This is a genomic window from Maritimimonas sp. 2205BS37-2, assembly GCF_056591755.1.
The window spans coordinates 1168716-1194668 of the sequence record NZ_JBWQOI010000001.1; the positions used below are offsets into that span (position 1 = coordinate 1168716).

A 25953-nucleotide genomic window follows, 5' to 3' on the forward strand; every position below is an offset into this window, starting at 1 on the left:
AAAATACTTATTATGTGAATTTTTGGTCATACTCTAGTATGCAATTTTAATAAGTTTTCTAAAATAATATTAGAACTATTTCCTTTCCCATAAAGGTTAGAATCATTATTAACTTTACAGTCTAGATATTTGTATATATTCTTCGTTAAATTATCGTTTATTGGTAGTAAAGTATTTACTTTGTTTTCAACAAGCTCCACCCATTCGGTGGATTCTCTTAGAGTAACACAATATTTATTAAAAAAATATGCCTCTTTTTGCAAACCTCCGCTATCGGTAATTACCATCTTACATTTATCTAAAAGATAAATCATCTCCAGATAACTGACCGGATCTATTGTTTTAAATTCAACTTTAAGATTATAATTTTCTATAAACTTTTTTGTACGAGGATGCAAAGGCATTACAATGCTCTCGCCTTTCAAAGATAGTTCGTTAAAGGATTCAATAATTTTTTCAAGCTTGTATCTTTCGTTCGTATTCTCTTGTCTATGTAATGTTACTAAAATAAAACTATTACCCAAATTAGGTACTTTCTTCATTTTACTTTTAAAAAATAAAGCACTTTCATACATTATATCACCACAATTTATAATATCTACATTCTTTTCTGTAAAACCTTCGCTGACCAGGTTTTTTATTGCTGTGTCGGTTGGGCAAAACAAAATATCACTTATATTATCTGTTAAAATCCTATTAACTTCTTCAGGCATTTGCATATCGTAAGATCTTAATCCTGCCTCAACATGACAAACTTTAATGTGCATTTTTTTTGCCGCCAATGCTCCCGCAATAGTAGAGTTAGTATCTCCATAAATAACAACCCAATCTGGTTTCTCAACTATTAAGATCTTCTCTATCTCTTCAAGCATCCTTCCTGTCATTGCCCCATGAGTAAGGCTATTTATATTGAGGTTATATTTCGGTTGAGGTATTTTCATTTCTTTAAAGAAAATCTCGCTCATATTCTCATCAAAGTGCTGCCCTGTATGAACGATCACCTCTTTTATACTTTCATTCTTCGAGATTTGATGACTTAAACAAGCGGCCTTTATAAATTGTGGTCGTGCACCTAGAATAGTAACTATTTTCATTTCTTCATTCATTATTCTAAATTCTATTATTAAGATGTTACTAAAAAATGTTTATAATATTTTTTAATACCTAATTCCAAGTCCACTTTATAATTCCATTCTAAGTTATTTAATTTAGTTACATCGGTAAGCTTTCTCATAGTTCCATCTGGTTTTGAGGCATTAAAGAAAAAGCTACCCTCAAAACCAATAATATCCTTAATAGTTTTTGCAAGTTTTTCAATTGATATTTCCTTTCCAGTACCAATATTGATATGTGTATTACGAATTTCTTTTTTATTCTCATTCTTTTTTATCAAATCACTGAAATCAACATTCTTCATAAGATGAACACAAGCATCGGCCATATCTTCACTCCACAAAAATTCGCGCATTGGTTTTCCTGAACCCCATATCTCTACATTAATCTCACCTTTATCATTCTTAAAAATTCCATATTTTTCTAATACTTTAATGATATTTTCTCTACTGCTAGATCCAGAAACATTTTCTATGGGTAAGTTATTTAAATCTCTTCTAATCATTTCCCAATTATCAAGCTCCAAAGCTTTACCTAGGTGTATTTTACGGAGAAGAGCCGGTAAGACATGTGATTTTTCCAAGTCAAAGTTATCATTTGGCCCATATAAATTAGTAGGTTGAACTGCAATAAAATTTGTAGCATATTGCAGATTATAACTTTCACATAATTTAATACCGGCTATTTTAGCAATTGCATAAGGTTCATTAGTATACTCTAAAGTATTTGTCAATAAATATTCCTCTTTCATAGGCTGAGGACAGTTTTTCGGATAAATACAGGTACTACCTAAAAATAATAGTTTCTTAACCCCATGAACATACGCCTGATGAATCACATTATTTTGAATCATCATGTTCTCATAAATAAAGTCTGCTCGGTATTTATTATTTGCTATAATACCACCTACTTTAGCAGCTGCTAAAAAAACATATTCGGGTTTCTCTTCTTCAAAAAAATCTGCAACCGCTTTTTGATTAGTTAAGTCTAACTCTGTATGAGTTTTAGTAATAAAGTTTGTGTAGTTCTTTGTTTTTAAATTATCTAAAATTGCGCTTCCTACTAACCCTCTGTGCCCTGCAATATATATTTTAGAATCTTTATTCATAATAATTTAAAGTCTCATATCCTCCATCATGTAAATATTGATCTTTTTGCATTAATTTCAAATCATTTTCCATCATATCTTTCACTAAATCCTGTAAGTCATAATGCGGCTCCCATCCTAATTTTTCTTTTGCTTTTGATGCATCACCAATCAATAAATCTACTTCCGTAGGTCTATGATATCTAGGATCAATTGCTAAAACTTCTTTTCCTATTTCAAGTTGATATAGGGGGTTGGAACATGATTTTATATGTGCCTTTTCATCAATTCCTTTTCCGATAAATTCAAGTTCTATATCTATTTGTTTAAATGCCATCTTTACAAAATCTCGCACGGATGTGGTTTTTCCCGTGGCTATTACCCAATCTTGAGCTTCCTCGTGCTGCATAAGCATCCACATCATACGAACGTAATCTTTTGCATGACCCCAATCTCGTTGGGCATCTAGATTACCTAAATAGAACTTTTCTTGAAGCCCTAAAGCGATTCTCGAAACGGCGCGTGTAATTTTTCTAGTCACAAAAGTTTCCCCTCGTATTGGAGATTCATGATTGAATAAAATACCATTACAGGCATATATACCATAAGCTTCTCTATAATTTACGGTAATCCAATAAGCATACATTTTTGCTACCGCATACGGACTTCTAGGATAAAAAGGAGTATCTTCATTTTGAGGTATTTCTTGTACTTTTCCGTATAATTCAGAAGTTGAAGCTTGATAAATTTTCACCTTCCTCTCCATATTCAAAATTCGAATAGCTTCCAATAATCTTAAGGTACCAATACCATCAGCATTGGCTGTGTATTCCGGCATATCGAATGATACTTTAACATGACTCATTGCCGCGAGATTATATATTTCGTCTGGCTGAACTTCTTGTATTATTCGAATCAAATTAGTACTATCAGTCATATCTCCATAATGGAGAATAAAATTTTGATTTTCAATATGTGGATCTTGATATAAATGATCTATTCTTTCTGTATTGAACAAAGATGATCTTCGTTTTAAACCATGAACTATATAATCTTTTTTTAATAGAAACTCACTTAGATAAGCACCATCTTGTCCTGTTACACCTGTAATTAAAGCTACTTTTCTACTCAATTTTTTTCTTTTACATTATCATTCCTGCTGCAACCGTTTCATTTGTTGCCTCATCTACTAACACAAAACTTCCCGTTTCTCGATTCACATCATACTCATCCGACATTATGGGCGCAGTGATTCTTAAACTTACTTTGCAAATATCGTTCATATTCAAATCTTTATCATCTTCGATACGTTTGAATGTATCAATATTCACTTTATAAATTATTTCCTTAACAACCGCTTTCTGCTCATTAGATGTATGCTTTAAAATATACTTTGCACGAGGTCTTGCTTTATTATCATTTAACCAGCACATCATAGCTGATACGTCTTGAGTTACTCTTGGGGTATTATTCGATTTAACAATCATATCCCCTCTACTAATATCAACATCATCCTGAAGCGTAATAGCGACAGACATTCCTGAAAATGCTTCTGAAACATCTTCATCATAATAGTTAATCGAACTAATTTTCGATACTAAACCAGAAGGCAATACTTTAACTTCATCACCAACTCTAAAAATTCCACTCGAAATTCTACCGGCGTACCCTCTATAATCTCTATGTTCATCGCTTTGAGGTCTTAAAACCGTTTGTACCGGGAAACGGGCATCTACCATGTTATTATCGCTGCTAATATGAATCGTTTCTAAAGTATGTAATAATGGAGCATTTTGATACCAATCCATATTTTTGGAACGATGCACCACATTATCCCCTTCTAAGGCACTTATTGGAATATATCGTACATCTTTAATCATCATTTTAGATGAAATACCCTCGTATTGCGCAACAATATCATTGAATACCTCTTCTTTATAGTCAACCAAGTCCATTTTATTTACACATACGATCACATGAGAAATTTGCAATAAAGATGCTATATATGAATGCCTTTTTGTCTGTTCTATAACGCCTTTTCTAGCATCAATCAAAATTAAGGCAACATTAGCTGTTGAAGCTCCTGTCACCATATTACGAGTATATTGAATATGACCAGGAGTATCTGCAATAATAAATTTTCGCTTAGGTGTCGTAAAATATCTGTACGCTACATCAATGGTAATTCCTTGTTCACGTTCATCACGTAAACCATCTGTAAACAACGCTAAATCTACAGTCTCCTGTCCTTTTCTTTTACTCGTTTTTTCAACCGCTTCTATTTGATCTTCAAATATTGATTTAGAATCATACAGCAATCTACCTATTAAAGTACTTTTCCCGTCATCTACACTACCCGCAGTTGTAAAACGTAGTAATTGGTTGTTATCTATATTACTCATAATTTAGTCTCTTTTAGAAATACCCTTGTTTTTTTCGATCTTCCATCGCCGTTTCAGAACGCTTGTCATCAGCTCTATTACCACGTTCAGTTTCTCTCATGGCAGCAACCTCTTCTACAATTTTCTCTAATGTATCAGCATCACTTTCAATTCCACCTGTTATTGTAATATCTCCTAATGTTCTAAAGCGTATCTTTTTCTTGAAAGTTTCCTCTCCTTCAATTTTAGGAAGATATTCTGATACAGGTATCCAGCTATTATTGCGCCAAACTACTTCACGTTCATGCGCAAAATATAACGACGGAATTTCTATTTGTTCTCTCTTTATATAATTCCAAACATCCATTTCCGTCCAATTACTTATAGGAAACACTCTAAAATGTTCACCCTGATTCATACGTCCATTAAATAGATTCCACAGTTCAGGGCGCTGATTTTTTGGAGTCCATTGGCCAAAATCATCCCTATGAGAGAAAAAGCGTTCTTTGGCACGGGCTTTTTCTTCATCTCTTCTACCTCCTCCAATGGCACAATCAATTTGATTATCTTCTATCGCATCTAACAAGGTAGTAATTTGCAAACTATTACGTGTGGCATTCTTCCCGTGTTCTTCTACCACTCTACCATCATCAATAGCTTCTTGAACAGATCCTACTAATAGTTGTACTCCTAATTTATTTACCAAATTATCTCTAAAAGCAATTGTTTCTGGGAAATTATGCCCAGTATCGATATGCATTAACGAAAATGGCACTTTACAGGGGTGAAATGCTTTTTTTGCTAAATGAGTTAACACAATAGAGTCTTTGCCTCCAGAAAATAAAATCACTGGATTTCGAAATTGCGCAAACACTTCTCGCATTACGAAAACTGCTTCTGATTCTAACTCATCTAAATAATTTAAATAGTACTTATTCATGCTTCATTTTTTTTGAAATCAATTTCATTAATTTCTCTACAGATTGGTCAATTGTTAATTCTTCTGTTTTAATTTCGATATCTGGATTTATAGGTGCCTCATAAGGTGCATCTATACCGGTAAAATTTTTAATCTCTCCTAATCTGGCTTTTTTATAGAGCCCTTTAACATCTCTCTTTTCACATTCTTCAACTGATGTGTTGATATACACCTCTATAAAATTCTCACCACCAACAATTTTCTTTATATCATCTCTATCTTTTATATATGGCGATACGAAAGCCGCCAAAACCACCATACCAGCATCGATAAATAAATTAGCTATTTCGGCTATTCTACGAATATTTTCAGTTCTATCTTCTGGAGAAAATGTTAGATCTTTATTAATTCCATCTCGTATGTTATCTCCATCTAAGGTATAGGTTCTTATACTATTTTCAAAAAGCTTAGCCTCAAGAGCATTAGCTATAGTAGATTTACCAGATCCTGACAAGCCTGTAAACCAAATTAATAAAGACCTGTGCTTATTCAGTTGATTTCTATCTTCTTTAGTTACCTGATATTGATGGGGAATAATATTACTCATCTTTTACTATATTCTTTCTTGATGATAAGCCAAAATTAATTTTATACCATACCCTTTCATGGAAATAATATAATAGCATTTTTGTAACTAATTCACCTAATCCAATTTTAAGGCCAACAATAGGGTTGCCTGAAATTATCCAAGACAATATCATAGTATCTATTGTGCCTATTACTCTCCAAGTTATCGTTTTAGCTAAGTGTCTTTTACTGCTATTTCTTAACTCACCATTCTTATTCAAATTTACCTTATACCATAAACGCTCGTGCCCATAATACAAAAACATTTTGGTAATTACCTCCGCCATACCAATTTTCAATCCAGTAAAAGGATTACCGGTAATAAACCAAGAAAGAATTATCGTATCTAAGGTTGCTACCAGCCGCCAAGTGATTGTTTTGGCTAAATGTCGTTTTCTAGAAACATCATTCATTATTCACAAATAAACCAAGGATTTAATAAGTCCTCTTTATTATAAATCAACTCTTTATTTGTTTTAGTATTCTTTACAGATATTCCAGAAGCATTGCATATTGCATGTGCTGCTGCTGTATCCCATTCCATGGTAGGAGCAAAACGCGGATAAACATCTGCCTCCCCATCAGCAACTAGGCAAAATTTCAATGAACTTCCACTTGAAAGAACTTCCACTTTTTTGTTTGATGCCTTGAGGGTTTCTATGAAATCTTGTGTCTCTTGATTCATATGCGAACGACTTCCAACAACACGCACATAATTGGAATCTTTTTGAATATTAGTATTCATTAATTCAGCCTTTTCGATAATCTCATCTATATCTGTTACATCTTCAGAAACTTCATATTTATAGGCCTCTTGCTCTTTAACATCTGCAAAGAATAGTTTATTTTGAACTGGAACATATATTACTCCCAGCATTGGGACTCCAGAATCAATTAAAGCAATGTTGACTGTAAATTCACCGTTACGCTTTATAAATTCCTTGGTGCCATCAAGAGGGTCTACAATCCAACACTTTGTCCAGTCTTTTCTAAGATTATAGTCAATCTGTTTATTTTCTTCACTTATAATAGGTATATCTGTACTTAATAAATACGAATTAATAACCTCATTTGCCTTTTTGTCTGCTAAAGTAAGTGGTGATTTATCATCTTTAACTTCATAAGCAAAGTCACTTTCATAAACCTTGATGATTTCTTTTCCTGCTTCAATAGCTGCTTCAATCGCAATCTTTAATTCTTTTCTAAACATTTTTATTTGAGTATATCTCCAAATATTTATCAATAAACGCTTTTACACCATCTTTAATATTTGTAGAAGGCTTAAAATTTATATAATCAAACAAACTTCGAACATCTGCATATGTTCTAGGTACATCACCGGCTTGAATAGGCTCTAGTTTTATCTTTCCTTTTTTACCCAAAGTTTCTTCAATAGCGTTTACAAAATCCATTAATGCAACCGGACTGTTATTACCAATATTAAATATTCTATATGGAGCAGAGCTAATTGATGGATTGGGGTTTTCAGCATTAAAAGATGGGTTATCTGCTTTTGGTGCAAGAGGAATTAATCTCTTAATACTTTCAACAATATCACCTACATACGTAAAATCACGACTCATATCACCAAAATTGAAAACACTAAATTCCTTATCTTCAACGATAGCTTTGGTAAAAATATGTAAAGCCATATCTGGTCTTCCCCATGGACCATATACCGTAAAGAAACGCAGTCCCGTGCTGGGTATATTAAACAGATGAGAATATGAATGCGCCATCATTTCATTTGCTTTTTTACTAGCCGCATACATTGCCATAGGATGATCAGTATGATGGCTAACCGAAAATGGTATCTGCTCACTCAAACCATAAACAGAACTTGAAGAAGCGTATACTAAATGTTCAACTGGGTAATGTCTACATCCTTCTAGAATATTTAAAAAACCTGTGATATTACTATCTATATAAGCTTGTGGGTTTTCAAGAGAATAGCGAACACCCGCCTGGGCGGCAAGGTTAATAACATAGTCAAATTTCTCAGTTCCAAATAATTTAAGAATATTATCTTTATCTTGAAGGTCTAGTTTTAAAAAAGTAATTTCTCCTTTTAAAGCAGTATTATAACTAATTAAATCTGTATCAATTCCTAACTCACGGAGTCGAATTAATTTTAAATTTGGATCATAATAGTCATTAATATTATCAATTCCAACAACATCAAAATTGCTTTTTACTAACAATTTTGACAAATGAAATCCAATAAAACCAGCAGCTCCGGTAACTAATACCTTCTTCATATTTTTATAATCTACAATGTGATTGTTCTTTAGGTAATGTTGATTTTACATCAAAAATTACATGATTCTCAGCTACATTTTTCAATAAGTTCAACTTTTTGAATTCTTTATGAGAGACAGCAATGATGACACAGTCATATTTTTTTGTAACCTCTTCATCTTTTCTAATGATATCTATACCATACTCATGCTTTACCTCTTCAGGCGAAGCCCAAGGATCATATACATCAACATTTAAATTATAGGTTTTTAACTCATCAATAATATCGATTACTCTTGAATTTCTAATATCTGGGCAATCTTCCTTAAAGGTGATACCTAATACAAGTGCATTACCATCTTTAACTCGTATCCCTTCACGAATCATCATTTTCACTGTTTCTTGCGCAACAAATGGCCCCATACTATCGTTCAAACGTCTTCCTGCTAAGATAATTTCAGGATTATAACCTAATTGCATTGCTTTTTGTGCTAAATAATAAGGATCTACACCAATACAATGACCCCCAACCAAACCTGGTCTAAATGGTAAGAAGTTCCATTTAGTTCCTGCTGCTTCTAACACATCATTGGTGTCAATATCCATGAGACGGAAAATTTTAGATAGCTCATTAACAAAAGCAATATTAATATCTCTTTGCGAGTTTTCAATCACTTTAGCTGCCTCAGCGACTTTTATTGAAGATGCTAAATGTGTTCCGGCAATAATAACCGATTTATAAATCTCATCGATATATTTAGCAATTTCTGGTGTTGAACCCGATGTTACCTTTAATATCTTGGTGACAGTATGCTCCTTATCACCAGGGTTTATACGTTCCGGTGAGTACCCTACAAAAAAGTCTTTGTTAAATTTGAGTCCTGATACTTTCTCTAAAATAGGAACACATTCATCTTCGGTAGCTCCTGGAAAAACTGTTGACTCATATACCACTATATCCTCTTCTTTCAAAACTTTTCCTACCGATTCGCTGGCTTTATATAATGGTGTTAAATCAGGCCGATTATTTTTATCAACTGGCGTTGGTACGGTAACTACATAGAAATTAGCCGTTTCAATTTCTCTTAAATCATCTGTAAGCCACAAACCATTTTTAGAATTTTCAAGCACAGAAAGAGATGTGGTATTTACCGCTTTAAGTTCCTCCGATTCAGTTTCAAGTGTAACGTCAGAATTTTGTCTAAGTTCATTAATTCTTTGCTTATTAATATCAAATCCAACAACTTGATATTTCTTTGCAAACTCGACGGCTAAGGGTAAACCAACATAACCCAATCCGATAATAGCAATTTTAGGTTTTTTCATTTTTTTTTGATAAGACGCAAATTTAGGTAAAAATTGTTTTAAAGATATATTTTATATCATTTATTAAGCTCCAGTTTTTAACATATTCTTTATTAATTTTTACTTTATCAGGCCAAATAAATGAATCATTATATTCTTTTGGGTTAGGTTTTTTTGCAAGCAACATTTCTTCGTTTCTATATTTTAAAGTAGCCGGACCTGTAATTCCGGGTTTAACTGATAAAATAATTCTGTCATCTCCCTTGAGTTTATCTGCATAACCTTTTATATCAGGCCTAGGGCCCACCACGCTCATATCTCCAATTAGCACATTAAATAACTGAGGTAGCTCATCTAATTTAGAGGCTCTTAGTATTTTCCCGAAGGTATTTAAGGATGAATTTTCACCATTAGGTTTTATTGATCTTATTTTATAAATAGTGAAAATTTTAGCTTCTTTACCCACTCTTTTTTGCGAAAATAAGCCGCTAGTGCCGATAAAAATTGTAGCCAAAAATATTAAGAGCAACATGGGTAACAAGAAAACAATTAGACCAAAACCAGAAGCCACAATGTCGAATAACCTCTTAATTAATTGTTGTCTTTTATTAAGCATCAGGGAAATTCCTAGGATTTAAATAGGCGTTTATACCAAGGAGTTTTTTCATTTACATGATAACCATTACCATATTTTCCATAACCACCATATCCGTACCCATAATTATAACCACCATACCCGTATCCATAGCTATTTTTAACAGAAAAATCGTTTAACACAAAACTAATATTCTTAATTTCTCCGTTTTTATACTTATCGTTTATCATTTTTGGCATTCCTCTTTGAGTATAATTTTGCCTTACAATATAAATTATAGCATCAGAAAACTTAAACAGTTCAATAGCATCAGCTACTAAACCAACCGGTGGTGTATCAATTATTATGTAATCATAATTCTCCTTAAGGTATTGCATCAAATCATCCGTTTGATTGCTTAGCAAAAGTTCAGACGGGTTTGGAGGAATGGGCCCACTTGTAATAATATCTAAATTAGGAATTTGAGTTTTTTGAATTATTTCTGAAACATCTTTCTGACCTATTAAATAATTCACCGCACCTGTTTCATTAGATACGTTAAAATCATCTTGTAATTTTGGTTTCCTAAGGTCTAAGCCTAATAGAACAGTCTTTTTATCACTCATTGCAAAGACCGTCGCCATATTGATAGACGTTAGGGTTTTCCCTTCTCCACTAACAGAAGAAGTAATAACAACGGTCTTCGATTCTCTTCCTTTTTTAAATAAGAACTGAATATTAGAACGTAGGGCTCTAAAAGATTCAGCCATAGATGATTTTGGTTTGTTAAATACTGCCAAATAGTTATCTATTTTACCGCTACCAATAACTCCTAAAACAGGGATATCAAATAACTTCTCTAATTCTTCAACCGTTAAAATTTTTGTATTTATTGCTTCCTTCACCAGAATAAACAAAAAAGGTAATCCAAAACTAAGCATTGCAGCTACCAAATAGTTAAATCTTGTGTTCGGACTAATAGGTGGTTGTCCAATGTCTTTAGCTTTGTCTAATATTTTTACATCAGAAACATTAGCAGCTATTGCCGTACCAGCTTCATATTGTTTCTGCTTTAAATATTCGTAGTTTGCCGCAGTTAAATTATAATTTCGTTCGAATTTTATGAGTCCTTGCTCTTTTTTAGGTAAGGTGTTTAATCTCGAATTGTATGTACCTATTCTTCTTTTAATATTATTTAAATTCGTTTGAGTAGCACCCTTTAAATTTGAAAGATTTTCTAATATTACATTCCGAGTAGTATTTATTCTAGAGTTGATAGATTTAAGTGTTGGGAAATTTGGAGTAACCGTTTGTTCCAAGTTCTTCTTCTGTTTAGACAATTCTACCAATTCGCCAATATTTTTAGTAATATTCGCATCCTCTATTGCAACATTTACCGGTACCGGAATATCATCTCCAACATCAATATTAGTAAGAATATAATTTTCGAGGCTGTTAAAGTATTGTAATCTGTCCTGCGTTTGTTGTTCTAATTTATCTAATTCTGTAACTTCAGATAACAAAGCTCCTCCTTGCGCACTTAAATCATAAACATTATTTTTACGTTTATAATCTCCCAAATCCTTTTCAATATCTTTTAAATTTCTAGAAGCATCATCAAAAACATCGTCGATATAATCCTTAGTCCTTTTTGCATATTGAATTTTCTGCTCTTTCTGATCATAATCCAACACCTCAACAGTGGCGTTAATATAATCTTCTATTTTCTTTTTATTGGTTCCCTTAAGCTCTAACTGAATAATTGAGGTACCATTCGTTGTAGCACTTGCATTAATGCCTCTATAACTTCCAACTGTGCCATTAAAACTTTTAAAGTACACATAATAGGTCTTTCCTTTAAATATTTCGTTCGTCTTAGGTAAAATTCTAAAATTACTAAAAGGGGATTCTATTTGTTCGTTGATAGAAAATTTACGAATATAATTTTCATCTTTTGTTGTAAAACTTCTCGTAAGATCATCTTCATAATTGACCAAATTATATTGTTCCCTATCAAAGTCAACAGATAATTGCACTTCATTATTACCTATAAATTCCAATTTTAGAGGTACATGTAAAATATTATAACTACCAGAATCTAATTCAACTTCAAAGGGAACCTTACCATATACATCTTCATATCTGTAATCACCTAATTGTAAATACTGAATGTAATATTTTAGTTTCTTAACTACCTTTTCATTATGTGTTCTAGATTTTAATATGGTAATAACCGTTTCTACTTTATCACTTGGTCCTCCCCAATTAAATGCAATATTTGTATTAGAAGTGAACAGAGGGTTTTGTTCCTCTTTAACGGTAATAACACTATTTAAGCTATAAATTCGTGGTTTTCTCTTATTTATAAAAAAAGCAATAGTTAAGCCTAAAAGGAGCATTGTCAAAAACAGCTTCCAATGTGAAATCACTTTGAGTATATAATCTTTTACATCAAAAGATTTTATATCATCAATGTCAAACTTTTCCAATTTATTCATCGAGAAAATTTATAAGTTTCTAGAAATTAAAACCGCGGATGCCACCAAAGATACAATGGAAACCAGCGTTGTTAGCGTTTGTAAACCTGTGGTACCTGTACCCCATGATTTTTGTTTCAACGGCTCAACATAAATAATATCATTAGATTGAATATAATATGCTTCAGAATTTAAAGAAGAAACATTTGTTAAATCAATAACATATTTTTTTGTTTCACTCGCACTCTTTCGAATAATGATGACCTTTTTACGATTCCCAGTAACTTTTATATCTCCGGCATTAGCGATTGCTTCAATTACATTCACCTGATTCTGATATAAAATAATAGTACCCGTATCATTCACTTCTCCTAAAACTGTAAATCGCACACCGGCAAGTTTGGCAGTTACAAAAATACCAGCTCCATCTTTGAAGAATTTCTTGAGTTCTTCTTCAATTTTCTTACGAACTTCTGTTTCTGTATAGCCCAATACATTTATTTCTCCTAAATAAGGCATTCTAATATTTCCGTGCTTGTTTATAGAATAAGAAGTAAAATATAAACTTTCGGTATTAAATAGGTTTCCGCCTTGCGCGTTGGGATCATTCCTGCTAAACATAGTTACTAACTTCTCATCATCAGCTTTGATTCGAATATCTAGTATATCGTTTACCTGTAGCTTATAAGGTTCTCCAAAATTAATATTGTTTTTTGTAATAGAATCACCTTGAAAATACACCAAATCTTTCTTTGGCACACAAGATTGAAAACAGCTAATCACAAAAAGAAGTATTATCGTTTTTCTCATTCATTATCGCTTTTACCAACGGCAAATATAATTTTAAATTGTTTATTAAAACAATATTTCTGGCTATTTTCGAAGCCTTTAACATAAGTATGCTATTTCAATTTAGAACGTATTTGAATTTCCTTTTTAAATCCACCAATGAACATGGTGTACATTCGCCTTTTATCTATGATCTAATTACAAAATGTTTATATAATAAAAGGCACCAAGAACATTATAAAATCCTACAAAATTATCGACGAGATTTATTGACTAACAACACAAAAATTGCTATTACTGATTTTGGTGCGGGCTCCAAAAAACTAGATAAAAATGAGCGCTCGATTTTATCTATCGCAAGAAACGCTGGTATTTCTCAAAAACGAGCAGAGTTACTTTATAGAATTGTGAGATATTTTAATGTGAAAAATGTTCTTGAAATTGGAACCTCTTTAGGTCTTGCGACTTCAAGCATGTCACTAGCTAAACCAGGAGCAAAAATAATTTCACTTGAAGGATGCCCTCAAACTGCAAAAATTGCACAAAATCAATTTGAAAAATATAACTTAAAAAATATTGAAGTTGTTGTTGGTGAATTCAATCAAACATTGCCAAATCAATTAAAAAATAACACGTTTGATCTTGTTTACTTTGATGGGAATCATCAAAAAAAGCCTACTATTGATTATTTTCAACAATGTCTAAATCATATTAATAATAATTCAATTTTTATTTTTGATGATATTTACTGGAGCAAAGGAATGAGTGAAGCTTGGAATTATATTAAAGATCACCCTGAAGTAAAGGTGTCGATTGACACGTATAAATGGGGAATTCTATTTTTTAGAAACGAGCAACCTAAGCAACATTTTATAATTAGATTATAACTATAAACTTAAATAATGAAAATATATACTAAAACAGGTGATAAAGGTACCACAGCACTTTATGGTGGCTCACGCGTACCAAAATTTCATGCTCGTATTGAAGCTTATGGTACGGCTGATGAACTCAACTCATTTATAGGGCTAATTCGCGATCAAGAGATTGACCAACACACTTCAAATACGTTGCTAAAAGTTCAAAACGATATTTTCACTATTGGAGCCATGTTAGCAACACCTCCTGAAAAAGAAATCTTAAAAAGTGGGAAAAAGCGACTTAACATTAATACCATATCAAAAAAGGATATTACATTTTTAGAAGGGGAAATTGATTTTATGGAGCAATCTTTAGAGCCTATGACAAACTTTATTTTACCTGGAGGACACCAAACAGTGTCATTCTGTCATATAGCGCGCTGCGTATGCCGTAGATTAGAGCGTTTAACCGTTTATCTTAATGAACAAGAGCCAATTGAAGAGCTAATTCTATCATATTTTAACCGACTGTCTGACTTTCTTTTTGTACTGGCACGAAAATTGACAATCGATACTGGAGCTACTGAAATTCCTTGGATTCCAACGAAAAATAAGTAGTCAAAATTAGAAATAAAAAATAAGTTCTTTTTTTATTGAATAAAAATAATATATAAATAACTTGCATTTTTGCTTAAAAAAATTACTTTTGCAAAAAGTTAAAAAATATACATTATAAGCTATGTACTGGACATTAGAATTAGCATCTTACTTAAGTGACGCTCCTTGGCCTGCCACTAAAGACGAATTGATAGATTATGCTATCAGAACAGGTGCGCCTCTTGAAGTTGTAGAAAATTTACAAGCAATTGAAGATGAAGGAGAGGTTTATGAAACCATTCAAGAGATTTGGCCAGATTATCCTACTGATGAGGATTTTCTCTGGAACGAAGATGAATACTAACAATCTAAAGGTCTCAACATTGAGACCTTTTTTTTGCCGTTAAACTAGATATTTAACGAATTAAATTACACAAGGGTAACGCAATATCGTATATTTGTGTTCCTAAAAAATTGGGGCTAAACTATTAGTCATTTTACTTAAATTTTTCAATATAAAATTATGAGTCTTTTAAATTCTGTCTTAAAGGTTTTTGTTGGTGATAAACGCAAAAAAGACTTAAAAGAATTACAACCAATTATTGACAATGTTAGAGCTTTTGACAACGGGGTCACTGCACTAACATTAGATCAATTGAGGAATAAAACGAATGAGTTTAAACAAAAGATTAAAGATGCCACGGGTGAAGCCGAGGATAAAATTATTTCACTTAAGAACGAACTCGAAAACGCACATATTGATCGCAAAGAAGAAATCTATAAAGAGATCGATGCACTCAATGATGAAATCTATACAGCCTCTGAAGAAGTATTAAACGATATTTTACCTGAAGCTTTTGCTGTTATTAAAGAAACCGCAAAACGTTTTACAGAAAATGCAACCTTAAAAGTTACAGCTACTCCTTATGATAGAGAATTGTCAGGCGACCATGATTTCGTGACACTAGATGGTGAACAAGCTATTTGGAGTAATTCTTGGGATGCTGCCGGTAAACCCATCACATGGGATATGATACATTATGATGTTCAATTAATCGGTGGTTCAGTACTACATCAAGGTAAAATAGCTGAAATGATGACTGGTGAGGGTAAAACATTAGTAGCAACGTTGCCAATATACCTAAATGCATTAACAGGTAAGGGTGTGCATGTTGTTACCGTGAATGATTACCTCGCAAAACGTGATGCAGCCTGGATGGGACCAATCTTCCAATTTCATGGTTTAAGTATTGATTGCGTTGATTATTATCAACCTAATTCTGATGCCAGAAGAAAAGCATATAATGCAGATATCACCTATGGTACAAATAATGAGTTTGGTTTTGATTATCTACGCGATAATATGGCACATTCGCCAAATGACTTAGTACAGCGTCCGCATAATTACGCAATAATTGATGAGGTAGATTCTGTGTTAATCGATGATGCACGTACACCTTTAATTATTTCTGGAGCTACTCCGCAAGGAGACCGCCATGAGTTTAATGAATTAAAGCCTAAAGTCGATGATATTGTTAAAAAACAGCGTAGCTATTTAACTGGTGTTTTAGCTGAAGCGAAAAAACAAATTACCGAAGGAGGCACTAAGGAAGGCGCTTTTAAATTACTACGAGTTTATCGAGGATTACCTAAAAATAAAGCTTTAATCAAGTTTTTGAGCCAAGAAGGAGTTCGTCAATTACTTCAAAAAACTGAAAACTTTTATATGCAAGATAACAATCGTGAAATGCCAAAGATAGATGAAGCTTTGTATTTTGTGATTGATGAAAAAAATAACTCTATCGAGCTTACAGATAAAGGCATCGAGTATCTTAGTGGAAGTAGTAATAAAGAAGATAATTTCTTTGTTTTACCAGATATTGGTATTGAAATCGCTAAGATTGAAGACGATATTGAAGATGTTAACGAAAAAACCAAAGCCAAAGAAGATCTTTATCGTGATTTTAGTATTAAAAGTGAGCGTATTCATACTATGAATCAATTACTTAAGGCATATACACTTTTTGAAAAAGATGTTGAATATGTCTTAATGGATGACAAGATTAAAATTGTTGATGAGCAAACTGGTCGTATAATGGATGGCCGACGTTATTCGGACGGATTACATCAGGCTATTGAGGCTAAAGAAAATGTAAAAATTGAAGCTGCAACGCAAACATTTGCCACCGTTACTTTGCAGAATTACTTTAGAATGTATAAGAAGCTATCTGGTATGACGGGTACTGCGGTTACCGAGGCCGGAGAATTTTGGGAAATATACAAATTAGATGTTGTTGAAATACCTACCAATAAACCATTGGCTCGTGACGATAGAGAAGATAAGATTTACAAAACTACGAGAGAAAAATATAATGCTGTAATTGAAGAAATTGTTGATTTAGTTAATAACGGACGTCCTGTATTAGTAGGTACAACTTCGGTTGAAATTTCTGAATTATTGTCTCGTATGTTAACGATCAGGAAAATTAAGCATAACGTACTAAATGCAAAGCTTCATAAAAAGGAAGCTGATATTGTGGCTGAAGCAGGAAAACCTGGTATTGTGACGATTGCGACGAATATGGCTGGTCGTGGTACAGATATTAAGTTAAAGGATGAGGTTTTAAATGCTGGTGGGTTAGCCATCGTTGGTACAGAACGCCATGATTCACGTCGTGTAGACCGTCAGTTACGTGGTCGTGCAGGTCGTCAAGGTGATGTGGGTTCTTCACAGTTTTATGTATCGTTAGAAGATAACTTAATGCGTTTATTCGGCTCAGAGCGTGTAGCAAAAATGATGGATAGAATGGGGCTTAAGGAAGGGGAAGTAATTCAGCATTCTATGATCTCAAAATCTATTGAACGCGCACAGAAAAAAGTTGAAGAGAATAACTTTGGTATACGTAAGCGATTACTAGAGTATGATGATATTATGAATGCACAACGTGAAGTGGTTTATAAACGTCGTCGTCATGCCCTATATGGAGAGCGTTTACAAGTTGATATTGTAAACATGGTATACGACACCTGTGAAAGTATTGTGTTTGAAAATAAGGCTGCAAATGATTATGCAAACTTTGAGTTTGAATTAATTCGTTTTTCATCAACTACATCTCCATTCTCTAAAGAAGAATTTGAAAGTAAATCAGAACAAGAGTTAATAGATGAATTATTTGATGTAGTATACAAACACTATCAAGATAAAATTGCTCGTAATGCAGAAGCTGTTTTTCCTGTAATAAAGGATGTATACGAAAAGCAAGGAACCCAATATGAAAGAATAGCCGTTCCGTTTACCGATGGTGTAAAGACCTTAAATGTAGTTACTAATTTGAAAGAAGCCTACGAAACACAAGGGAAGCAATTGGTTACTGATTTCGAGAAAAATATTTCGTTAGCTATTATTGATGAAACCTGGAAGGATCATTTACGCCAAATGGATGAGTTAAAACAATCGGTTCAAAATGCCACTTATGAGCAAAAAGATCCGTTGTTGATCTATAAATTTGAAGCTTTCGAATTGTTTAAGAAAATGATTGATAAGGTAAATAAAGAAGTACTTTCTTTCTTATTCAAAGGTGAATTACCAAATCAAAATGCAAATCAAGTATCGCAAGCTCGTGAACAAAAAAGAGAAAAGGTTCAGGTAAGCAAAGCTGATTTTAAAAGTCCAACAGAAGGTACTTCAGCCAATCAAACGCAAGAGCAGCAAATTACGGAAACTATCGTTCGCTCTGAGCGCAAAATTGGAAGAAATGAGCGCGTTACTATTAAAAATGTGATGAGCGGTGAAAGTAAAGATGTAAAATATAAACAGGCCATTCCATTGATTGATAAAGGTGAATGGGTACTTGTTGAATAGATCGTATATTATTCTTGCAAAGGCAAGATATTAAAAATTAAATCCAATGTTTTTTGACGTTGGATTTTTTTTGTTTCAGTTTCGATGAATTGTGAAATAAAGTAAATTTGTTTAGGTATTTCATAGTTATCTAAGGAAATTAGATTCTTCACTTTGTTCGAAATGAGATCTTGTTCTTCTTTACCTTCTATAATTAAAATCAATTTTTCGCCCAAGACTTTATCAGGAATACCAGCTACAAAGAATCGATTATGAATTATTTTCGAGAGTTTATTCTCTATAAGTTCTGGTATCAATTTAATTCCGCCTGAGTTAATAATATTGTCATATCTGCCCAGCCATTTAAATTCTTTATTAGATAAAATTTCTACCAAATCATTAGTCACCACAGCTTGATCGGAAATCTTTGGAGCTTTAAGAACTAAACAATTTCTGGTGTCTTTTGAAATTGTAATATCAGGTAGTGTTTGATAAGGAGAAGTCGAAATAAGTTCAGTATCGTCATGGTTTAGTCTTTTAACCGCAATATGGGTGATAGTCTCTGTCATACCATATGTTGCATAAACTTCGGTTGGTAGGTTTTGTAATTGGCTCTCTAGCTCCCTTGAAACAACGCCTCCTCCAATAATTAGTTTTTTAATTTGTGCTAGTTTAGCAATAGAATTATGTACTTGCAAAGGTACCATTGCGCTAAAATCATAATCTTTAATTATTGTCTTTAATGGAGCCGATCCCGGTTCTACTATATCTAAATTCCAACCTAAAGTTAGAGCTCGAACTAACATCATTTTCCCTGCTATGTAGTGCGGTGATAAACACAGTAGTGCTTTGGTTTTATTTGGTAAATCAAAATACCTACCTGTAGCTAAAGCACTATTAACCATATACTCTTTTTTAAGATATATGTTTTTCGGATTACCTGTAGACCCAGAAGTTTTAACTTTAAGAGAAGTATCTTCGTTAAACCAATTGGTTAGAAAATCATGAATTGGAGGTGAGAGTTCTTTAGAATAACTTAGGAGAACCTCTTTTGATGCAAAAGCTTTTCCATTAAGGGTAAAATCATTGTGAAAATGTAGGTTCTTCACTTTAACAAAAATACATTAGTTTTCTGCAATTAAGTCTGGAGCTTCAACCCTTCCGGTTAGCCTTTTCTGCCAGTTAGTCCAACCATATTTTTTAGAAAAAATAAGCAGTATTATCGGATAAAAAACAAATACAGGAATATAGGCATCCCATGTAAGAACAGGATCAGAAGTATCTACATACAATGCATTAGTTTGAAATACAGTCCAATCAGTAGTCACCAAAAATGCAGCAACAATATTATTCACTGCATGTAATCCCAATGCCAATTCTGTACCTTCATCCATCAACGTTGCAATTCCATAAAACAGACCGGTTCCAATATAAAAAACCATAATTCCCCAACCCAATTTCTGTACTTCAGGGTTCATACCATGCAATAAACCAAATGCTAGAGAAGTTACTGCAAGGGGTACCCATCTATTTTTTGCCAACAAACCTATACCTTGCATCAAATACCCTCTAAACACCAGCTCTTCAGCACTTGTTTGAAAAGGCAACATTAGCAAGGAAATTAATAATAAAATAATGAAAGGTATTGGTTTAAAGTTCCATACAAAGTCATCAGGATATAAATAGATTCCAACCAGAGTTGTTGCTGCAGCTACACTCCCCCAAAGAAAAAAAGCGAACCAAAAACGCTTCCAATCAATTTTAGATCTTGAAGTAATGATACTTTTAAAGTCTTTTTTATGCACAAACTTCACAAACAAGTATAAAACCCCAAGAGCTACCATAAATGTGAATATCATAATAGCTAGGTATAAATTTTTATCGATGCCTATGCCCATAAAATTATTGGAAGCATCAGCAAATAATTTATCCATATCGCCATCAACTGCCATATACCCTGCTACTAATAAAGGAATACTAGCAACTTGTATCCCAAAAAACATGGCGAAGAACGCCAAAACATACATCCACCAATCATTTCTTCCCTTTCTCGCTTGTTGTATAAAATCCATTCAATCTTAAATTAGTTATCCAAAAATACCATTTATAGATGGAAGTTCCAGTTCAATTTTGGATTATAGTGCAATTTTCCTCGATCTACATATAATGGAGAATCAAAATTATTGGTAAAAAGACCACCAGTTCCTAAACCTTGTGGCATCGATGTATTAAGTGAATATGTGAACTGAGCTATGGCATTTAAGCCTATATTACTTTCCAAAGCCGAAGTAATCCACCACCCAATATTATTGGCCTCTGATAAATCAATCCATTCATTACTACCTCTAAAACCACCAACCAAACTTGGCTTTAAAATAATATACTGTGGCTTAATGGTTTCAAGAAGGCTTTTTTTATTAGCATAATTAAAAATTCCAATCAATTCTTCATCTAGTGCAATTGGCAGTGGGGTTTTTTCACATAGACCAGCCATTTCTTGCCAATGTCCTTGTTTAATAGGTTGTTCTATAGAATGCAGTTGATACTCAGATAAACGCTTTAATTTATCTAATGCCTCTTTTGAGTTAAATGCGCCATTGGCATCTACTCTAAGTTCAATGTCTTTAGTTGAAAATTCTTTTCGAATGAATTTTAATAAATTAAGCTCGGTTTGAAAATCAATTGCGCCAATTTTAAGCTTTACAGTTGTAAAACCTTGCTCAATTTTTGCAATTATCTGTTGCTTCATAAATTTTTCACTCCCCATCCAAATCAAGCCATTAATAGCAATGGCTTCTTTACCTGAAGTAAATTTTGATGGAAATAAATTAAAGCATGTTTCATTTTCTAATGATAAAAAAGCTTGCTCTATACCGAACTGAATTGAAGGGAAATCATGGGTTTCATTTAACAGCCATTTTAAACCATTTGCTATGTTATCACAAATAAATTGTAATTTTTCTTCATAATCCGGTCGATCATCAGCACTTAATCCGCGAAAAAGTCCGCATTCACCAATGCCTTTTTTAGCCTGATTTTCTATCAGTAAAAAATAAGTATCTTTTGTATGCAATACACCTCGAGATGTACCACCTGGTTGCTTAAAATTTAAAGTATACTTTTTGTAGCTTGCTCTCATTAAAGAAAATAGATGCTATTTATTAGAATGTAAAGCCACCCTATTCCCTTCGGAGTCAATAAATAGTGCCATATAACCATAATCTTCAGATATCTGGGTTTTGGGTTGTAGGATTTTACCTCCAGCATCTTCTATCCTATTTAACTCATCTTGTAAATTTCCTGATCTAGAAGAAAAATAAATCAAAACTCCACTATCCGATGAAGGTTTATAAGCATCTTTATGCAATACCAAAGATCCTGCCGCTCCCGGTTTATTTTGATCTTCGGTAAAAGGAAACCATCCCATGGTTAATGGGCCCAATTCATGAACTGAAATTTCAATATTAAATACTTTATTATAGAACCGAACGGCCCTGCTCATATCTGTGACAGGCACTTCAAACCAACCAACCATATTTCTTTCCATAGCTTCTATTTTTCTAAAACTGATTTTAACTTTGCTAATCCTTGTTCAAAATCTGCACCAACTGCCTTGTCCATATTCATAAACAACATCATAATGCTCATTGGAAATTTGTTAGTACCAGAAAAACCCCAAGTTACTTGTGTGCCTCCATTTGATTCATCTGTGCGGATATAAGCATTAGATTCTGATTTAAAAGGCTTTAAAAAACGAAGCTGTGTAGTGATTTCCTCGTTTTCTTTTAAACCAACTATTTCTTGTTCTCCATGCCCTACTTGCTTATGGTCACTTTCCCAGGCAGAAATAAATCCAATTTCGCCATCATTTCCAGTGAATGTTTTTTTCATATCAGGATCTCTCTCTTGCCATGGGCTCCAATCATCTTGATTTTTTAAGTATTTCAAATAATTATATACATCAGCAACAGGTTTATTTATAACAACATTTCTGCTTACCTCGTAACCTTTTGGAGCGATAATAGCTAATATTATGATTAGCGCTATTAATCCAATTAAAATGTAAAGTAGTGTATTCATATTTTTGAATTTAAATAGTTAAACTATTCCCTATCTCTAATAAGATAAGTTCTTTATTTTTTACTGAAAACTTTGATTTAGCCTCAATATGATTGATCTTGATATACCCAAAAGTATCATAATGATAACCTAATACTTTATTGCATTCAATAAAATCTGAAGCGATAACAGCATCATCTATACCCATGGTAAAATTATCTCCAATAGGTAGAATTGCTAAATCAATTTTTGCTTTAAGCGGAATCAATTTCATATCGTATGTCAACGCTGTATCACCAGCAATATAAACATTACCTTCATTGGTTTCAAGGATAAATCCGCCGGGTTGTCCTCCATAGGTTCCATCTGGAAACGAGCTTGTGTGAATGGCATTTGTATAGGTAACTTTACCAAAATCAAATTGCCAAGAACCTCCATGGTTCATTGGATGGCCTTCAATAGCTTTATCTGAGAAGTATGTTACGATTTCATAATTAGAAATAACCTTGGCTCCTGTATTTTTAACTATTTTTTCAACATCTAAAATATGGTCTTGATGTGCATGGGTAATTAAAATATAATCAGCCTTAAGCGAATCTATGTCAATATGTTTTGCTAACTCATTACCAGAAATAAAGGGGTCAATAATTAAGTTTTTATCAGCAATTTCTATCGCTAGTGTGGCATGCCCTAGATAGGAGATTTTCATGATCTTACTAAAATTGGATCATAAAGTTAAAAAAATGATCTATAAAATAACACCTAATGCAAAGAGTATTGCAAATAGAAAAGTGCTCAGTGCTAACTTTTTCAGCTCTGGGTCGAGCATTTTAGCATTATCATTCTTATAAACTGTATATAAATGTAATGCAATTGGTATAAAAGCAATAACAAACAAAAATTGCTTAATACTTTTATAATGAAATGTAGTGTAAAGTAATGTTAATAAGAAAGCTGCTATTAATAAATAGTAATGATAATACTTTGCAAACTCTTCACCTATTTTTACCACCAATGTTTTTTTACCAGCTTTTTCATCAGATATTCGATCGCGCATATTATTAAGATTTAAAACACCAACACTCAGCATTCCAACCGATGTAGCAGGCAAAAATATGGTGAAGTCTAATTGCTTGGTGTACAGGAAATAACTTCCAACTACGCTTAACCAACCAAAGAATAAGAAAACAAAGACATCTCCAAAACCACTATAACCATACGCTTTTTTACCCATTGTATATTTTATAGCAGCAGCAATACTTGCAATTCCAAAGATCAAAAACAAAAAGAAATAATTGTTATACTCTTTAAATCCGAATGCAATATAGATTAATAACAACGCTACTAAAAAAGTAAGCATGGCGGTAGCTTTTATGGCCTTCATCATTTGTTTTGGAGAAATTTCTCCACTTTGTAGAGCTCGTTTTGGGCCAATTCTATCATCATTATCGGTTCCTTTTACCCCATCTCCATAATCGTTGGCAAAATTTGAAAGCACTTGAAAACCAGTAGTTGTAAGTAAGGCAAGTACAAATATTTTCCAATCGGTTTTACCTTCGGCAAAAGCCAAAGCCGATCCAACAATAATCCCGGAAATAGATAGTGGTAAGGTGCGTAAACGTGCAGCTTTTATAAAAGCTTTAATCATACGGCTACTTTAAATACTGCGTTTCTTCACTTAGTTGCAAAGCTTCTTTAATATCAACAGGCTCACCATATGATTGTGCAATAACAAAACAATCTTTAAAGCCTAATTTACGTAAGTCTTCTTTTAATTGTCTTGCTTCAGCATAAGTAATATAGTTACCAATAGCATACTTGTTGAGGCCTCCTTCTTGAAATTCTTTCATGTGTGCCAAATCATCTGAAAATAATTTTGCCTTAAAATTATTAAAAGCTCCTATTTGAACGCTATAAACGATAGTTTCACCAGATAAACCTAAATTCTCGCCATCTTCTCCTCCAACAAAATCGCCATCGTCTTCAATAAGTAATGCATCTTTTAAAACTTGTAAACTGTCAGCATCTATTACCGCTAGGTTATTCTTTTCTAAATGTTTATCTAGGGCTTTCTTTTCATCATCTTTACTTAAAAAAGACCATAAAAATAAAATTAGCAATAACAAACCAAAGATTCCTAACATCGCTCGGTGCTTTTTTAGAATAGAATTGTTCTCTTCTTGTTCTTTTAAAAGATCTGAAAGCTTACTAATAGTTTGGTTAGCCTTGTCTACTTCTTCGTAGATGTTTACTAAGTTCTTGTCTTTAATATATGGCATAGTTTAGGTTTGATATTTATTTATAAATCTTGAGCATTAGCAATGAGCTCAACAATATCTAAAACTTCTATTTCATTTTCTTTTTCTTTATTCTTAATACCATCTGTCATCATTGTATTACAATAAGGACATCCTGTAGCAATAATATTTGGGTTTGTTTTCAACGCATCTTCTGTGCGCAATACGTTTATATCTTTATTTCCCTTTTCTGGTTCTTTGAACATTTGAGCGCCACCTGCACCACAACAAAGCGCATTTGATTTGCTGCGTCCCATCTCAATATAATTAACTCCTAGCCTTCTTATTAAATCTCGAGGCGATTCATATTCTTCATTAGCTCTACCTAAATAACAAGGGTCATGAAATGTCACTCTTTTACCCTGTAATTTGTTTGAGTCTAAAGCTAATCTACCACTTTCAATAAGCATTTTTATGTATTGTGTATGGTGATATACTTCATATACACCTCCCAAACCAGGGTATTCATTTTTTAAAGTATTAAACGAATGAGGGTCGCAGGTAACAATCTTTTTTATTTCATATGCATTTAAAATTTCAATATTTGTCATGGCTTGCATCTGAAATAAAAATTCATTACCAGCTCTTTTCGCTGCATCACCTGTAGAGCTTTCTTCTGTACCTAAAACTGCAAAATCAACATTAGCTTTGTGCAATACTTTCACAAAAGCCTTTGTTATTTTTTTGGCTCTATCATCATAGCTCCCTGCTGAACCAACCCAAAATAATACTTCAGGTTGTTTTCCTTGAGCTCCTAAATCTGCCATTGTAGGTACGTTCATTCTAGTT

The 25953-nt window shown here is 32.9% G+C and carries 26 protein-coding genes; 4 read left to right on the top strand and 22 right to left on the bottom strand.

Translation table 11 applies throughout. From position 1 onward, the window contains the following. Positions 1–26: 26 nt before the first annotated feature. From wecB to AC1EUU_RS05655, 13 genes are read right to left on the bottom strand one after another with little or no spacing between them, the layout of a single operon-like run. Positions 27–1106, bottom strand: coding sequence for a non-hydrolyzing UDP-N-acetylglucosamine 2-epimerase (wecB, locus tag AC1EUU_RS05595; RefSeq protein WP_480200398.1), 1080 nt, complete (start codon positions 1104–1106; stop codon positions 27–29). Positions 1107–1123: 17 nt separating this feature from the next. After that, positions 1124–2221 (bottom strand): GDP-L-fucose synthase family protein, encoded by a 1098-nt coding sequence (locus AC1EUU_RS05600; RefSeq protein WP_480200399.1) that lies wholly within the window; start codon positions 2219–2221, stop codon positions 1124–1126. After that, complete coding sequence (gene gmd, locus AC1EUU_RS05605; protein ID WP_480200400.1) at positions 2214–3332, bottom strand: GDP-mannose 4,6-dehydratase; 1119 nt, start codon at positions 3330–3332, stop codon at positions 2214–2216. The genes AC1EUU_RS05600 and gmd overlap by 8 nt, the downstream gene beginning before the upstream one ends. Before the next feature lie 10 nt (positions 3333–3342). Further along, entirely contained in the window at positions 3343–4602 is a 1260-nt protein-coding gene (locus tag AC1EUU_RS05610; protein ID WP_480200401.1) for a sulfate adenylyltransferase subunit 1, read from the bottom strand. A 13-nt stretch (positions 4603–4615) separates the two neighbouring features. Beyond that, positions 4616–5521 carry a sulfate adenylyltransferase subunit CysD gene (gene cysD / locus AC1EUU_RS05615; RefSeq protein WP_480200402.1) on the bottom strand — a complete coding sequence of 302 codons (906 nt, stop codon included), beginning with the start codon at positions 5519–5521 and terminating at the stop codon, positions 4616–4618. Then, positions 5514–6107, bottom strand: coding sequence for an adenylyl-sulfate kinase (gene cysC / locus AC1EUU_RS05620; protein WP_480200403.1), 594 nt, complete (start codon positions 6105–6107; stop codon positions 5514–5516). The genes cysD and cysC overlap by 8 nt, the downstream gene beginning before the upstream one ends. Continuing rightward, positions 6100–6540 (bottom strand): DUF2061 domain-containing protein, encoded by a 441-nt coding sequence (locus AC1EUU_RS05625; protein ID WP_480200404.1) that lies wholly within the window; start codon positions 6538–6540, stop codon positions 6100–6102. Before AC1EUU_RS05625 ends, cysC begins: the two co-directional genes overlap by 8 nt. Continuing rightward, positions 6540–7370 (bottom strand): 3'(2'),5'-bisphosphate nucleotidase CysQ, encoded by an 831-nt coding sequence (gene cysQ, locus AC1EUU_RS05630; protein ID WP_480200405.1) that lies wholly within the window; start codon positions 7368–7370, stop codon positions 6540–6542. Before cysQ ends, AC1EUU_RS05625 begins: the two co-directional genes overlap by 1 nt. Further along, positions 7330–8385 (bottom strand): NAD-dependent epimerase/dehydratase family protein, encoded by a 1056-nt coding sequence (locus AC1EUU_RS05635; protein ID WP_480200406.1) that lies wholly within the window; start codon positions 8383–8385, stop codon positions 7330–7332. The genes cysQ and AC1EUU_RS05635 overlap by 41 nt, the downstream gene beginning before the upstream one ends. A 4-nt stretch (positions 8386–8389) precedes the next feature. Then, positions 8390–9691: a nucleotide sugar dehydrogenase gene (locus AC1EUU_RS05640; protein ID WP_480200407.1), complete on the bottom strand. Its 1302-nt coding sequence runs from the start codon at positions 9689–9691 to the stop codon at positions 8390–8392. Positions 9692–9713: 22 nt separating this feature from the next. Then, positions 9714–10286 carry a sugar transferase gene (locus AC1EUU_RS05645; protein WP_480200408.1) on the bottom strand — a complete coding sequence of 191 codons (573 nt, stop codon included), beginning with the start codon at positions 10284–10286 and terminating at the stop codon, positions 9714–9716. Positions 10287–10297: 11 nt separating this feature from the next. Continuing rightward, positions 10298–12742 (bottom strand): GumC family protein, encoded by a 2445-nt coding sequence (locus tag AC1EUU_RS05650; protein ID WP_480200409.1) that lies wholly within the window; start codon positions 12740–12742, stop codon positions 10298–10300. A 9-nt stretch (positions 12743–12751) separates the two neighbouring features. Continuing rightward, positions 12752–13531 (bottom strand): polysaccharide biosynthesis/export family protein, encoded by a 780-nt coding sequence (locus tag AC1EUU_RS05655; RefSeq protein WP_480200410.1) that lies wholly within the window; start codon positions 13529–13531, stop codon positions 12752–12754. Between the two features lie 248 nt (positions 13532–13779). On the opposite strand from AC1EUU_RS05655, the gene AC1EUU_RS05660 reads away from it, so the two are divergent. From AC1EUU_RS05660 to secA, 4 genes are all read left to right on the top strand, one after another. After that, the gene (locus AC1EUU_RS05660; protein WP_480200411.1) at positions 13780–14397 is read left to right on the top strand and encodes an O-methyltransferase; all 618 of its coding nucleotides are present in this window, start codon (positions 13780–13782) and stop codon (positions 14395–14397) included. 15 nt (positions 14398–14412) lie between these two features. After that, positions 14413–14988 (top strand): cob(I)yrinic acid a,c-diamide adenosyltransferase, encoded by a 576-nt coding sequence (locus AC1EUU_RS05665; RefSeq protein ID WP_480200412.1) that lies wholly within the window; start codon positions 14413–14415, stop codon positions 14986–14988. A 121-nt stretch (positions 14989–15109) separates the two neighbouring features. Then, positions 15110–15331, top strand: a complete 222-nt coding sequence (locus AC1EUU_RS05670) for a DUF2795 domain-containing protein (RefSeq protein ID WP_480200413.1) — start codon at positions 15110–15112, stop codon at positions 15329–15331. A gap of 159 nt (positions 15332–15490) precedes the next feature. Beyond that, a complete protein-coding gene (secA, locus tag AC1EUU_RS05675) occupies positions 15491–18829 on the top strand; it encodes a preprotein translocase subunit SecA (protein WP_480200414.1) in 3339 nt (1112 codons plus the stop codon). An 8-nt stretch (positions 18830–18837) separates the two neighbouring features. Here secA and AC1EUU_RS05680 read toward each other — a convergent pair whose 3' ends face one another. The 9 genes from AC1EUU_RS05680 to AC1EUU_RS05720 are packed head-to-tail and all read right to left on the bottom strand — an operon-like array spanning position 18838 to position 25946. Further along, a complete protein-coding gene (locus tag AC1EUU_RS05680; protein WP_480200415.1) occupies positions 18838–19917 on the bottom strand; it encodes an AMP-binding protein in 1080 nt (359 codons plus the stop codon). 15 nt (positions 19918–19932) lie between these two features. Next, entirely contained in the window at positions 19933–20880 is a 948-nt protein-coding gene (locus tag AC1EUU_RS05685; protein WP_480200416.1) for a CPBP family intramembrane glutamic endopeptidase, read from the bottom strand. A 32-nt stretch (positions 20881–20912) separates the two neighbouring features. Further along, complete coding sequence (locus AC1EUU_RS05690; RefSeq protein ID WP_480200417.1) at positions 20913–21947, bottom strand: o-succinylbenzoate synthase; 1035 nt, start codon at positions 21945–21947, stop codon at positions 20913–20915. A gap of 15 nt (positions 21948–21962) precedes the next feature. Further along, positions 21963–22355 carry a VOC family protein gene (locus AC1EUU_RS05695; RefSeq protein WP_480200418.1) on the bottom strand — a complete coding sequence of 131 codons (393 nt, stop codon included), beginning with the start codon at positions 22353–22355 and terminating at the stop codon, positions 21963–21965. A gap of 5 nt (positions 22356–22360) precedes the next feature. Continuing rightward, entirely contained in the window at positions 22361–22888 is a 528-nt protein-coding gene (locus tag AC1EUU_RS05700) for an SRPBCC family protein (protein ID WP_480200419.1), read from the bottom strand. A 10-nt stretch (positions 22889–22898) separates the two neighbouring features. Next, the gene (locus tag AC1EUU_RS05705; protein WP_480200420.1) at positions 22899–23576 is read right to left on the bottom strand and encodes a metal-dependent hydrolase; all 678 of its coding nucleotides are present in this window, start codon (positions 23574–23576) and stop codon (positions 22899–22901) included. Between the two features lie 39 nt (positions 23577–23615). After that, positions 23616–24515: a 1,4-dihydroxy-2-naphthoate polyprenyltransferase gene (locus AC1EUU_RS05710; protein WP_480200421.1), complete on the bottom strand. Its 900-nt coding sequence runs from the start codon at positions 24513–24515 to the stop codon at positions 23616–23618. A 4-nt stretch (positions 24516–24519) separates the two neighbouring features. Further along, positions 24520–25146 carry an SPOR domain-containing protein gene (locus AC1EUU_RS05715; protein ID WP_480200422.1) on the bottom strand — a complete coding sequence of 209 codons (627 nt, stop codon included), beginning with the start codon at positions 25144–25146 and terminating at the stop codon, positions 24520–24522. A gap of 20 nt (positions 25147–25166) precedes the next feature. Then, complete coding sequence (locus AC1EUU_RS05720) at positions 25167–25946, bottom strand: (Fe-S)-binding protein (RefSeq protein ID WP_480200423.1); 780 nt, start codon at positions 25944–25946, stop codon at positions 25167–25169. Between the last annotated feature and the right edge of the window lie 7 nt (positions 25947–25953).

Excerpts from the sequence above, each read along its gene's own strand:
- wecB (WP_480200398.1), bottom strand. The coding sequence starts at position 1,106 with ATGAATGAAGAAATGAAAATAGTTACTATTCTAGGTGCACGACCACAA.
- AC1EUU_RS05600 (WP_480200399.1), bottom strand. The coding sequence starts at position 2,221 with ATGAATAAAGATTCTAAAATATATATTGCAGGGCACAGAGGGTTAGTA.
- AC1EUU_RS05610 (WP_480200401.1), bottom strand. The coding sequence starts at position 4,602 with ATGAGTAATATAGATAACAACCAATTACTACGTTTTACAACTGCGGGT.
- cysD (WP_480200402.1), bottom strand. The coding sequence starts at position 5,521 with ATGAATAAGTACTATTTAAATTATTTAGATGAGTTAGAATCAGAAGCA.
- cysC (WP_480200403.1), bottom strand. The coding sequence starts at position 6,107 with ATGAGTAATATTATTCCCCATCAATATCAGGTAACTAAAGAAGATAGA.
- AC1EUU_RS05625 (WP_480200404.1), bottom strand. The coding sequence starts at position 6,540 with ATGAATGATGTTTCTAGAAAACGACATTTAGCCAAAACAATCACTTGG.
- AC1EUU_RS05635 (WP_480200406.1), bottom strand. The coding sequence starts at position 8,385 with ATGAAGAAGGTATTAGTTACCGGAGCTGCTGGTTTTATTGGATTTCAT.
- AC1EUU_RS05640 (WP_480200407.1), bottom strand. The coding sequence starts at position 9,691 with ATGAAAAAACCTAAAATTGCTATTATCGGATTGGGTTATGTTGGTTTA.
- AC1EUU_RS05645 (WP_480200408.1), bottom strand. The coding sequence starts at position 10,286 with ATGCTTAATAAAAGACAACAATTAATTAAGAGGTTATTCGACATTGTG.
- AC1EUU_RS05650 (WP_480200409.1), bottom strand. The coding sequence starts at position 12,742 with ATGAATAAATTGGAAAAGTTTGACATTGATGATATAAAATCTTTTGAT.
- AC1EUU_RS05655 (WP_480200410.1), bottom strand. The coding sequence starts at position 13,531 with ATGAGAAAAACGATAATACTTCTTTTTGTGATTAGCTGTTTTCAATCT.
- AC1EUU_RS05665 (WP_480200412.1), top strand. The coding sequence starts at position 14,413 with ATGAAAATATATACTAAAACAGGTGATAAAGGTACCACAGCACTTTAT.
- AC1EUU_RS05670 (WP_480200413.1), top strand. The coding sequence starts at position 15,110 with ATGTACTGGACATTAGAATTAGCATCTTACTTAAGTGACGCTCCTTGG.
- secA (WP_480200414.1), top strand. The coding sequence starts at position 15,491 with ATGAGTCTTTTAAATTCTGTCTTAAAGGTTTTTGTTGGTGATAAACGC.
- AC1EUU_RS05685 (WP_480200416.1), bottom strand. The coding sequence starts at position 20,880 with ATGGATTTTATACAACAAGCGAGAAAGGGAAGAAATGATTGGTGGATG.
- AC1EUU_RS05690 (WP_480200417.1), bottom strand. The coding sequence starts at position 21,947 with ATGAGAGCAAGCTACAAAAAGTATACTTTAAATTTTAAGCAACCAGGT.
- AC1EUU_RS05695 (WP_480200418.1), bottom strand. The coding sequence starts at position 22,355 with ATGGAAAGAAATATGGTTGGTTGGTTTGAAGTGCCTGTCACAGATATG.
- AC1EUU_RS05700 (WP_480200419.1), bottom strand. The coding sequence starts at position 22,888 with ATGAATACACTACTTTACATTTTAATTGGATTAATAGCGCTAATCATA.
- AC1EUU_RS05705 (WP_480200420.1), bottom strand. The coding sequence starts at position 23,576 with ATGAAAATCTCCTATCTAGGGCATGCCACACTAGCGATAGAAATTGCT.
- AC1EUU_RS05710 (WP_480200421.1), bottom strand. The coding sequence starts at position 24,515 with ATGATTAAAGCTTTTATAAAAGCTGCACGTTTACGCACCTTACCACTA.
- AC1EUU_RS05715 (WP_480200422.1), bottom strand. The coding sequence starts at position 25,146 with ATGCCATATATTAAAGACAAGAACTTAGTAAACATCTACGAAGAAGTA.
- AC1EUU_RS05720 (WP_480200423.1), bottom strand. The coding sequence starts at position 25,946 with ATGAACGTACCTACAATGGCAGATTTAGGAGCTCAAGGAAAACAACCT.